The following is a 10,888-nucleotide window of genomic DNA, read 5'->3' on the forward strand; positions in this document are numbered from 1 at the left end:
CGTGGTCACATTACAAACAATGCTGCACCAACAAGCCAACCGATATGTTCAAATCCTAGTGCAAAACCCATAGTGGTTGCTGTAGCGGCCATCAGACCCAACCGTAAACCATAATTTCGCGATTGTTTGCTACTCATTAATGGTCTTTCAGCAGGTTGTTCTTGTTTATGCTCCTTAAAACATAAGGACCATCCGTAAGCAACAACTGAGCCTATGATATAGAGTAAAGACAAGGGAACTGAATTAACAAGTCCTGGATAACTGAGTCCAACACCTGCAATTGGTAAACAGATTGTTAATGCTACGATACCAATTGTTCTTCTAGACAAAAGTAGTGCTGCACCAAATGCTAGCAAGAACATACCTGGAATTGCAACTATGGCCCATTGTGCCATAAATGAACCCAGCATTAAGAATACGCCTATAAGTATTCCAATAACAATTATCTTTCGACGTTGTTTAAGAGTTGGAGGTAGACCCATAATTGAAGCAGGTGATGCCCCAAGAAGCAGTGACAATCCAGCTTCAACATGACCGGTGGCGATAATAAAAACAAGAATTGCTGCGATCACAGCAGTAAAACGAGCATTACGCCAACTCCATATGAGATTGTTACTTTTCATGGGCCGTTGTTGCTTATTTCTGAAAAAGTATATTTATTATGAGTTTCTTGCTGTAAGTCATGTTTAATACGATTTATAATAGACGTCACAGTTTTCATCTAAATGATTAATCCCAAAAATGAAATCAATATTTAAGAAGGTCATTAGATCGAGTCGTAGGATTTTCTAAACTTAACCTAATCAATTATGACTTTTTAATTACCACAGTACCTAAACTCCATCACATAATTAATCATATTAAAGGATTTTTATTTTAATTAATTTCTGTTTGCTAGAAAAAAATATAGATCTATAACAATTTACTACGTTAAAGTTAATATACAATACTGATTTTAATACTTCAATGAAAATTAATACCATCTTTTTGCTGACTGCCATTGGAGTGTTTGCAACTTTTTCATTATTGACAATGTCGACCACCACCAACTTTAATGCAGCTGCTCAATCTAATGAAACCGAAAATAATCCAAATTTCTATGCAAATTTTACAGCTCCACCAGGATCTAATTCCGAGGCAACAGGTAATGCGACCTTCACTGTTGGGGATGACCCAAATACAATGTTGTATGTAATTAGCGGGAATGGGCTAGGGAATATTTCTCAAGTTGTTATACTACAGAGTACAGGCGGCCGTACTACTGATTTGGTTCAACCGCTTTATTATGCTCCAACTTCAGGATTATATACAAAAGGTTCTGGAACTGCGGATGGGAATTTCACATCTGATAATTTCGTGAACATACTTAAAGGAAAACCGATGACAGAATTAGTCAAAAAAATTATTGATGGAGAGGTGTATCTTGCAATAAAGACAGTTGATTTTCCACTTGGTGAAATTGCAGGAAAAATAACACCAGTAAAGTAAGATAAGCTCCAAACATTTTTTTTAATTATTTACAATTTTGAGAATATCAACTACATGCTGCAGCTTGTTTACAGACGATATTGATGCGAGTTCCGCTAGTTAATTTTTTGTTAAAGGCTTGGTTTAATGTTATTTGATCTTTTTCATTTATGATTGATTTAATACTCATTTGTGAGGACATAACTCATAACCGGTTCTAGTCACAATAAATCAATTTACTGGATTTCGTTCTTTATGAACAAATTTGAAAGAGCAAAATAACTATGCAAAGTTTAAGGTTAATTTATGTTGATTAAATAGATTTGAAATTTTCAAGAATCATTTGAACTATGGTAATGGAAGTATTTTAGAGGAGTAATCGGTCAAATCTCATCATTTAATCGAAAATAAATATGCATGATGTAATAATAAAATAAACCAATTCTAAATTCTAATTCATTTTTGGTTGAGCTAAAAGTAAGTGAATGTATCAATAAACGAAATTAGTATTATTTGTTCATTATTTTCCAAAATAAAAAATTGTTGAAATCAAACGTGATTAAGCGGGTTCTCACCCACTGAATCACTTCTAATTTTATCTTTTTGACAATACTAGCCTTTTGTTGGCTTTGGTATTGATAACCTCGCACCAGTTACACCAGCGACAATAATTTGGATACCGACGACCAGTAGTGCTATAGATATCAATATGCCTGCTATAACAGCACCCCATATTGGAGACACCATAATTAATATGGCTATTATAATGCTGAATATACCTGCAATTATACCAAATATTCTTGATCCTGCATGCATACCTCTGCCAGCCAAGCTATGAACTATTCTAGCTATACCATCACAGAACAGTGCAATAGCAAGTACAAACAGGATAAATACAGTAGAGCCCAGAGGATATACCACAACAATACTTGCCACTATAAGGACAATAATCCCAAGACCGATTGTACCCCATCTAGATGATCCCGGAGATGGACTGAAAATTCCAATTAAAATTCTTTCAATTCCTACAAAGAACAGAACTATTCCAAGTATGTAAACAACAGTGAAAGTTGCGATTGCAGGGAAAAATAGAGCTATCATTGATCCGACAACAGCTATTACTCCTAAAACAATCTGTACTGCACGCATCCATCCTGGAGACTTTGTTTCAGATAACGTCATACACTATTGAATAATGTCTGCTTATATAAGGGTTAAATAACAAGTAACAATGTTAATGTTCTTTTATATTTTTTATCTCCATTGTATTGGTGTCTAACTATATAGTTGGATAGCAAATAAATAATCTTTGCTCGAGAATGTTAGCTAATTTTTTTATAATATGAATCTTGTTAGGTGATAAAATCCGTCTTTAATGCTACTTTTTTAGAATCTCACATTTAGGGTTAAAAATAAGGTAAAAAAATAACGATAAATCCCTATGGCTTCAAATTTACCTATTATCTAAATAGATTATATCAATCATCCATTTTGTCTATGATAGTCTATGATAGTCAAATAAAATCACAATCAAGATCTCAGATAATAGATTAAATCCTAGTAATATCTCTTAAAAAACTAACAGATTGAAAGGACATACTCAATAAACAGTATGATAGTAACTAAAATTCAAAACAAAGGGAAAGGATAGATATCAATATGACAAATGAAGCTATCGAAAGAGCAAAGGAATGTATTTATTAATATTCATTCCGGTTTAGAAATAAAGACAATAAGATAATCACATTAAGATAATCACATTAAAAATAATTAGATAGGAGGTATGCGATAGCAAATTGTTTATTGCACCAGTCAATCAGGTTGGGCGAATAATTCTAAAATCAAATCTATTGGTCTAATTAGTTTGGTTCATCTAAATAAATTGCACCATTTCAAATTTTCAATGTCATTGTTAGGATTCAAATAAGAAGAAAAACGATACTTAAAATATGATTGCTTAGCCTGTTTACGTTATTGATACCAATATATAGTACTATTTAAGAATAATTAGGGTATATCATACTCACCAACAATTATCCCTTTCGACTTTGTAAAATAAATATTGTTTAATAGAAGAAATAAGGATGTAATATCTTGATGGTAACTTAGATTACTAAGTATAAGATGCAATAAATTATAGAATACACTTTTCGGATTTAATCTGCAGAAAAGCAAGGTAAAAAAATCCTCACCATATTAACACGATCTTTTATTGTTTGGTATTTTAAGTCATGAAAGATCAAGAAAGAATTATCTCAACTAGAATTATAGGATAGGAAAGAAAAGACACATAGTATTTCTAAATTGTATAATTAAATAGAAAGAAGTTACCTGATTGATATTTTTGATTAGATGGATACACTGGATTTCTATTGTTAATACTTATGTATCACGAGCAAGAGTCAATAGGAATTCTTCAAATAAATATTAAATGAAAGAACATGTTTGATACAGTCCAGGGTTTATGATTAATTAAATCAAGCTATATAATTACTTGACACTAAATCATGTCGAAAGTTTTTAGTACCATCTTTTGCTTATTTCTAATATGTTAAGGGATATAAGAATCTCAATCCAACACTTCTTGGATGTAATGAAACAGTTGGAGTAATGCTTATCATCCTGTAAAAGGAATAATTAACTAAAGCAGATAGGTGAAATAGAGTTGAATAGTTTATGTTTTATTTAGAAGTAATATCAATACTTTACTCTACAGAACCAATTTTGAGGCATATTGCTTTTTATAATAAGAAGTACACTAATTAGCAGAATAACATGTTTTCTAAAATTTTAGTTGGTATAGATGGATCGGAATATTCTAGAAATGCTGTTAATTATGCTTTAGATCTTGCTGTAAAGGATGGATCGGAATTATTTCTCTTAGCGATCGTTCCTTCCAAGGTTCATCATGGTGACTCATCAGGAGTATTTGGCATGGTATCTCCATCTTATTTTGATGAATATAAGAAGGAAGCTGAAAAATGGTTTGAAGAAATAATAAATCATATAAACAAGGAAACTACAATGGACGCCAGTACTAGAGTCAAATCAGAAGTAATTACCACCCCATTCTCCACTCCGGCTTCAATTCTAAATTATGCAGAAGAGAGAGATGTCGACTTGATAGTAATCGGCACTAGGGGAAACTCGGGTTTTAAAAAAAGGTTACTTGGTAGTGTAGCTTCAGATGTTGTTACTTATGCTTATTGCCCTGTTTTGGTAGTAAAATAAGATCTATTTTTTTACCTTTTATATGAATCACGTGGGCAATAGTATAAACAAGATTAATAGCATCCATAGATATCAAAATTAAAATATTTTATTGAGAACGATACATAGAAAGGATTTACAAATCAAATCAAATCATCTTGATGTAATTTATCTAATAATGGTCTCAAACTAAGGCCAATTTCTTTTTCCCCTAAAATTATGTTGTAACCGAGGCCCAAAACTATAGATAGCATATTTCTATCTTCCCTAGCGGTGTAAATTGAACTTCCAAATATTTTGAATTCAAGATGATTGTCATGTATCCACTGCTTCCATTTTCTTGTTCTTTGAGCATTTTGATCTAACGAGTTTATCACATAATCCAAATCAATTCCCTCTTCATTATCAAGTAATTGAAGCTTGACCATAGGGAGCATAACATTTCCACCTTTCACCGATTGTTTTTCTTTATTCATTTGTTCTATGATATTATCTTCAACTTCATGAGCATCTTGTGACTCATCCTTATAATCGTCTATATTAATGTCGTAATTTGGAAAAAAATAGCCTGTCAAATTTTTATCCCAATCGTATATTTTGTACACTGTATCAATGTATTCTAATTTCCACAGTGGATTGTCTCTATTTCCCCTTCCAAACATAATAAAACAAAGTGTAAGTTGGTATTTTTATGTTGATAAAATAATGGAATCATTGTTTAAGATTTTCTTGATATGAAAAATGAGAAGCTCTATATTGATTTCTACTACTTCTTGTATTGGATAATCTTAAAAATGTTAAAATCCAGAGCTCTGCTCAAGTAGAATAACATGATTCTACTTCTAGATAAACTGCAGCTGTCTGGTTCTCGTATGAATACTAAATGTTAAAAAATGGGTTTTGTCTTAGACTTTGTATGACTGTAGTTCGCTTAAGCTGATTTTTAAAAATACTTCTGCGCCATTGTATCCTTCAACTTTATCTTTTGGTAAACTATACTCCTTGCGATCTCCCTGAGATGTAATTATTACTGAATCGTCATTTACAGCATCCACATTCCCTGCATCTTCAAAGTCTTTTGATCTCACGTTTTTATGTATAATACTTTCCCAATCTTGTATTGCATCTTCCATATTAATTCAACGTAATGTCATTGACGAATTATTTAAGCATTTATTTAATAATTGTTTGAAAAAAGTATTTTTGTAATATTTGTGTAGACGATTTTCTTACGATGGATAGAATCAGCAGAAATATAGCATCACGATATTCAATCTTAAAGGACAGAAGTATGAAGGATTAAATGGATTAAATGGGGAGTGGAGATAGATAACAAAAGACCCAAATTAACTAGACAGTCATTGAAAACCCAGTGTTTTATTTTAAATGAAAATCAAAATGGTTTAATAATAAAGTTTAGTTGCTTTCATATTCTCAACCAAGAAAATTAAACCATATCATAATTCAGACAGTAATATCTCATAGTTTTCCGATTTGACACAAATCTCTATTACTCTTCCAGGTTTAATATTGTTAAGTTTCACAGGTTCACAAGTCAATTCTTGTGTTATTACCTTTGTTTCAAACACGGATTCTTCCTTTACGATTACATTTTCTTTAAGTGGTCTTTTAATTATTGTTACTTTCATGTTTTAACCCGATCTCCATTCTTTTGGTTTCCTTCTAGATTCTTTTATTATTTGTATATTTCTTCTATAGTCTTTTCAGCTATTTCTAGGTTCTTTATATTAGCAACAATACAATAATGAGTTGATATTATCATGTATTGAAGATGTGATTTAATAAAATAGCGACTAAGCTAGAAAGCAGTTAATAAAGCCGTAATTAATGAACCTTGAAGGTACCAGCTTTATCGTAAGACAGACCAGAAACGTAGCATTCTCAGGCTAGTTACTCCAAGATTAAGATCACCTTTTTAAATTACTAAAAATAAGTATGTGGATGTTTCAAGTCTCTGCTGGAAGTCAAACCTTCAACCTAGGACTCATAGTGGTTGATATGCAAAACGGCTTTGTAAGCAAAGGAGGATCTTATGATCTATTAGGAATGAACACACAGGAATATCAAAAGATCATCCCTAAAACTAAGGAGCTTATTGCCTTTTGTAGAAGCAAGGGTATACCAATATTTTATACAGAAGCTGTTAGAGAAGCAAGTGGTATAGATCTGTTAACCCGAGTTCATAGGTTGTTACCTTTAGCAAGAGAGGAGCGACTCAAAGTTCCTATAACTGTAAGAGGCACATGGGATGCTCAAACAATAGACGAAATTAAGCCTACAGAAAATGATCATATAGTCATTAAGAGAAGAGATGGCGCATTTCAAGATACAGAATTAAGAGTATGGCTTCAAAGTGAAGGGATCAATACATTGATTTTTTGTGGAGTAGATACTTCTATTTGCGTTGAAACTTCATTACGAGAAGCATTCAATAGTGGATATGACGTAATTGTTGTATCTGACGCTACTGCTTCTGGAATTCATAAACACTATGAAACAACATTAGAAAGGGTACGAGATTATTACGGTTTAGTAGTTGATGTAGAACGTTTCTATAAAATGATAACATCTCTGGAAAATATTAAATCTGGCCAAATGAGCGATAGCGATATATCAGATAAATATGGTAAATTTCTTAAAGAATTCAGTTTACTTGATATCAGAAAAGGTGAAAATTAATGTAAATAATATAGACAGGATGTAGATTTCCATGTGGTAAAAAGAAATAGAGAAGGACGAAATTAGTAGTAAATAGTAATTTTGTCTATCACGAGTTCACTTTGATGGATAAATAAATATAACTAACTTTCAAAAAATCGCCAAATAATTTTACTATCTTTAGGAAATTTTTAAGGTACTCACACGGTTATTTCCCATTACTGTACACGGTCCTTCTGATACTCCTAGAATCATATCAGATTATTAAAGACCAAATCTTATCTTCTTTTTTCTTTCTGAGAAATAACTATAATCCTGAACAATGTCTTTTTCTGGTAGAAATTAATATAGTTAAAGAAAATTTTGAGACGTCTAAATGGACCACCTCTAATTGGATGTGATCGGATCTTAGATGCCAAAATAAGATATGAATCAAAATCTTGTTATTCTAATTCCAATCTTTTTCTTTCACCTTTTATTTATTTGTGAATCCCAACAAAGTAGCAATATGACAGTGGGGGAGGGATTTGAATTGAACCTAGACGTTTATGTTGTTACCTGATCTAAGTATCTCTTCAAATAGATGAGGTGTTGTATATAGACTATTTATTACGGAGTCGGTGTTTGAGCCAGTGTTTGTTATATACATGTTCCCTTTGCAAGCTATTTCAAAATCTATCTCTAACGGGTATCGTGTCTAAAGTCCAATTTATGTCCCAATCAATCACGGAAACAATGTCGGAAAATTGGTTTGGCCACTTACATGTTACGATTGTAAGGATAAGCCCATTTTTGTAGGATAGAAGGCTAATTAATAATTGTCCGAAATAATCAAAGATGTTGAAGAATTAGATAAGATAGGTTTTACATTGAACTTATAAGGAGTTTGAGAAAATAAGAGTGCAGGGTATATTGTCAAGCGTATTACATTTTTAGGAAGATTTTTTATCCACCAGTTTTCTAGAGCAATACATTGTTCAAAATATTTATTCTTAAACAAGGTTCCTGCACAATCACATACAAATCTTATTTTTCCAGTTACAGAGAGCATTGACTCCCTTCTTAAGTATCTAACGAAATTTTCAAGTGGGGCAATGTTATCTGACAATAAATCAATATAGTGTTCTGAAAAATCTATTAACTGAAAATTGTGCTTTTTAACATTCTCCTCATAGTCAATAATTTTACTCAGAAATTGGGATGATAAGCTTTCATTTCCAATTCTTGCTGTGACGTAAATACAGCGATCACCTTGCAACAAACCTTCATTTATAAAGTCAGATAATGCCCAAGTCATGGAATCATTTAGGAAAAGTTCTTTGTCATCCACTTTCATCAAATCCTGAGATAATTTCTTGTTTATATTATCACCGTTAGTTAAACAGATGTAGTGATTACGAAATGGATTATGGAAAAGATTATTGTTACCATTACCACTATTACTGTTTAATCCATTAGTCCAAACTAAGCCGTGATTTAAGCTCAATAGTGCATGCTGCTGGGGATTCATTCTTTCAATGTCTTTTCTGTTATACGCATAGATTGTAGAGATTGGAAAAGACAAATAGCTTTGGAGTAACTCACCGAATTTGATTAACGCGTTTTCGAACTTCTCTATCAGATATTCATCAGCCTCAACAAAAACTCTCAATCCCTTTTTTTTCATCTTCCTTGCATTTGAAACAATTTTTTCCCATTCTGCAAGGAACTTTTCAGCGTTAAAATCGCTATAGTGGTAGTGGTACCAATTTGATAGTGGAGTGATTACAACACTGTTGTTACTTTCCATTCGTTTAGTATCGTCTTTTCCAAATTCACTGTAAATCTTGCGATAGAGTTTATGTATTGATGGTTCTTCTAGCATTATTAAAACAAATTCGTTGTTATGCAAACCTTCCTTTAGAAATGAAAAGCAATCATCTATCTCCGTGTCTTTGTTTGGATATACTACAAAAATATGGCTATCATTACCCAACAAATTAGTCAGATTCACATTAGTTCACCTTAGTACAAATAGAAACATCAGTAATGCATCATATCTAAAGTTAACTTTAATTCTCCTAATTCTCTATTTATTGCCTCTCTATCAGATTCATCTTTTGCATACTTCAGTAACCTATTGCAGGCCTGGATTTGTGCCAATATTATCTCTCTTTTATCAAGACATAGGCTATGAGATGATTCTATAAAATGATAGGTAATGCTCTTTTTCTTACTGTACCCACAGGTCTTTGCTTCTATCAAGAATGGTGTCTCAGATTCTAAGATGTTCAATTTTGTCACCTTTTAAATGAAGTTTAAGACTAAAATACATCGAGTCTTTGATCCTCTCATATATTTAATACTTTTTGAATTCAATGTTATTGATAGTGGTTATATCCCATAATTATATAAAAACAAGGATTCATTTGCAATAAAACGATTTAAAATCATGACAATAATTACAAAACTATTATTCTAGTGTAACGATCTATAACTATGACCAAGGCAATTAAGAACAACTTACGCCAAAGGGCCGGGTCAGGTAGCGAAAGCATTACTTTGCGATTTGACAAGGCCACAATGAACGAATTGCGTAACGAAGCCGAACTCAAATTGGAAAGCGTTAACACGCTCCTAAATCAAATAGTCAAGGCTTATACTTTATGGCATAAGCCGGCTGCGAGCACAGGACTGATTTACATTAACAAATACCTTTATAGAGATATTTTAGAAAATTTATCAGATGAACAGATAAAAGAAGTTGCTAACAAATTCGTCAGACATTACTTTATTGATATGATAGAAATGTTTGATAACACCGTGTCGTCCCATGGGTACATTGGAATCCTGCTAAAATGGATTGAAATATCAGAATTCAAATATCGGATTTATGAAGACAGGCAATTAGATTATACAACATACAAGTTTCAATTTGACTTGGGATTAAAGTTTAGCCAATTTATGGCTAATTTAATAAGAAACACGATGGAATCTTTAGGTCAGACTGGCATAAAGGTCGAGGTAACAGAACACTTGGTTATACTTAGGCTCCCAAAGTCAATCCTTTGAAAGATATTATTTTTAGAAATTGTATTTGTTTGCAAGGCATTACGCTATCTTATCTTATCTTATCTTATCTTATCTATTACCATGTTGAGATTTAGATTCTGTTAATACGGATAATGGGTCAGTTGTATGATGGTGCATTAACCAAAGAAAATTACATAGATAGTATATAAGGAAAGTTAGATTTGTCAACATTGAGATACTTGATGAGAAACTGTACATGGAATTAGATGGTGACAAGGACAAAGAAAGAGACAAATTAGTAGTATTTTCATCAAGGTTGTTAGAGTAAGACATTCTAGTTATTACCTCGACTAAATTGGAAGTATAATAACAAGAGCCAACTTACGCACATGCCATTTCTATACTTATTTTTCAACTGAAATATTTAACCCCATATAAAAAATGGGGCCAGAGGTTTGTGAACCAAATTTGACACAAATAATGGATTTAATTTTGTATATTTGATGTTTTATACAGGAGA

12 protein-coding genes are annotated in these 10,888 nt (G+C 32.0%); 4 read left to right on the forward strand and 8 right to left on the reverse strand.

All coding sequences use genetic code 11. From position 1 onward, the window contains the following. Positions 1-5: 5 nt before the first annotated feature. Positions 6-623 carry a hypothetical protein gene (locus NMY3_RS02355; protein ID WP_196817350.1) on the reverse strand — a complete coding sequence of 206 codons (618 nt, stop codon included), beginning with the start codon at positions 621-623 and terminating at the stop codon, positions 6-8. 343 nt (positions 624-966) lie between these two features. On the opposite strand from NMY3_RS02355, the gene NMY3_RS02360 reads away from it, so the two are divergent. After that, positions 967-1,488 carry a CHRD domain-containing protein gene (locus tag NMY3_RS02360; RefSeq protein ID WP_196817351.1) on the forward strand — a complete coding sequence of 174 codons (522 nt, stop codon included), beginning with the start codon at positions 967-969 and terminating at the stop codon, positions 1,486-1,488. Between the two features lie 46 nt (positions 1,489-1,534). Here the strand turns inward: NMY3_RS02360 and NMY3_RS16835 are convergent, their stop codons facing one another. Next, the gene (locus NMY3_RS16835; protein WP_257719997.1) at positions 1,535-1,657 is read right to left on the reverse strand and encodes a hypothetical protein; all 123 of its coding nucleotides are present in this window, start codon (positions 1,655-1,657) and stop codon (positions 1,535-1,537) included. Positions 1,658-2,079: 422 nt separating this feature from the next. Continuing rightward, a complete protein-coding gene (locus tag NMY3_RS02365) occupies positions 2,080-2,649 on the reverse strand; it encodes an HdeD family acid-resistance protein (RefSeq protein ID WP_196817352.1) in 570 nt (189 codons plus the stop codon). Between the two features lie 1,593 nt (positions 2,650-4,242). Here NMY3_RS02365 and NMY3_RS02370 point away from each other — a divergent pair. After that, positions 4,243-4,698 carry a universal stress protein gene (locus NMY3_RS02370; RefSeq protein WP_196817353.1) on the forward strand — a complete coding sequence of 152 codons (456 nt, stop codon included), beginning with the start codon at positions 4,243-4,245 and terminating at the stop codon, positions 4,696-4,698. Between the two features lie 122 nt (positions 4,699-4,820). Here the strand turns inward: NMY3_RS02370 and NMY3_RS02375 are convergent, their stop codons facing one another. The 3 genes from NMY3_RS02375 to NMY3_RS02385 all read right to left on the reverse strand — a co-directional run bounded on the left by NMY3_RS02375 (position 4,821) and on the right by NMY3_RS02385 (position 6,326). Next, positions 4,821-5,339, reverse strand: coding sequence for a hypothetical protein (locus tag NMY3_RS02375; protein ID WP_196817354.1), 519 nt, complete (start codon positions 5,337-5,339; stop codon positions 4,821-4,823). Between the two features lie 243 nt (positions 5,340-5,582). Next, positions 5,583-5,810, reverse strand: coding sequence for a hypothetical protein (locus tag NMY3_RS02380; RefSeq protein WP_196817355.1), 228 nt, complete (start codon positions 5,808-5,810; stop codon positions 5,583-5,585). A gap of 324 nt (positions 5,811-6,134) precedes the next feature. Next, positions 6,135-6,326 carry a hypothetical protein gene (locus NMY3_RS02385; protein WP_196817356.1) on the reverse strand — a complete coding sequence of 64 codons (192 nt, stop codon included), beginning with the start codon at positions 6,324-6,326 and terminating at the stop codon, positions 6,135-6,137. Positions 6,327-6,639: 313 nt separating this feature from the next. On the opposite strand from NMY3_RS02385, the gene NMY3_RS02390 reads away from it, so the two are divergent. After that, positions 6,640-7,377 (forward strand): cysteine hydrolase family protein, encoded by a 738-nt coding sequence (locus tag NMY3_RS02390; RefSeq protein ID WP_196817357.1) that lies wholly within the window; start codon positions 6,640-6,642, stop codon positions 7,375-7,377. A 790-nt stretch (positions 7,378-8,167) separates the two neighbouring features. Here the strand turns inward: NMY3_RS02390 and NMY3_RS02395 are convergent. Then, on the reverse strand, positions 8,168-9,349 hold the full coding sequence (locus tag NMY3_RS02395; RefSeq protein ID WP_196817358.1) for an MEDS domain-containing protein: 1,182 nt from the start codon (positions 9,347-9,349) through the stop codon (positions 8,168-8,170). Positions 9,350-9,378: 29 nt separating this feature from the next. After that, positions 9,379-9,630 (reverse strand): hypothetical protein, encoded by a 252-nt coding sequence (locus NMY3_RS02400; protein WP_196817359.1) that lies wholly within the window; start codon positions 9,628-9,630, stop codon positions 9,379-9,381. 204 nt (positions 9,631-9,834) lie between these two features. Between NMY3_RS02400 and NMY3_RS02405 the strand changes: the two genes are divergently transcribed. Then, entirely contained in the window at positions 9,835-10,407 is a 573-nt protein-coding gene (locus NMY3_RS02405) for a hypothetical protein (protein ID WP_196817360.1), read from the forward strand. The last annotated feature ends 481 nt before the right edge of the window (positions 10,408-10,888 follow it).

This window comes from Candidatus Nitrosocosmicus oleophilus, from assembly GCF_000802205.1.
GTDB classification, from domain to species: domain Archaea; phylum Thermoproteota; class Nitrososphaeria; order Nitrososphaerales; family Nitrososphaeraceae; genus Nitrosocosmicus; species Nitrosocosmicus oleophilus.

Coding starts and splice junctions, on each gene's coding strand:
- NMY3_RS02370 (WP_196817353.1), top strand. CDS start 4,243: ATGTTTTCTAAAATTTTAGTTGGTATAGATGGATCGGAATATTCTAGA.
- NMY3_RS02375 (WP_196817354.1), bottom strand. CDS start 5,339: ATGTTTGGAAGGGGAAATAGAGACAATCCACTGTGGAAATTAGAATAC.
- NMY3_RS02385 (WP_196817356.1), bottom strand. CDS start 6,326: ATGAAAGTAACAATAATTAAAAGACCACTTAAAGAAAATGTAATCGTA.
- NMY3_RS02360 (WP_196817351.1), top strand. CDS start 967: ATGAAAATTAATACCATCTTTTTGCTGACTGCCATTGGAGTGTTTGCA.
- NMY3_RS02355 (WP_196817350.1), bottom strand. CDS start 623: ATGAAAAGTAACAATCTCATATGGAGTTGGCGTAATGCTCGTTTTACT.
- NMY3_RS02380 (WP_196817355.1), bottom strand. CDS start 5,810: ATGGAAGATGCAATACAAGATTGGGAAAGTATTATACATAAAAACGTG.
- NMY3_RS02390 (WP_196817357.1), top strand. CDS start 6,640: ATGTTTCAAGTCTCTGCTGGAAGTCAAACCTTCAACCTAGGACTCATA.
- NMY3_RS02365 (WP_196817352.1), bottom strand. CDS start 2,649: ATGACGTTATCTGAAACAAAGTCTCCAGGATGGATGCGTGCAGTACAG.
- NMY3_RS16835 (WP_257719997.1), bottom strand. CDS start 1,657: ATGAGTATTAAATCAATCATAAATGAAAAAGATCAAATAACATTAAAC.
- NMY3_RS02405 (WP_196817360.1), top strand. CDS start 9,835: ATGACCAAGGCAATTAAGAACAACTTACGCCAAAGGGCCGGGTCAGGT.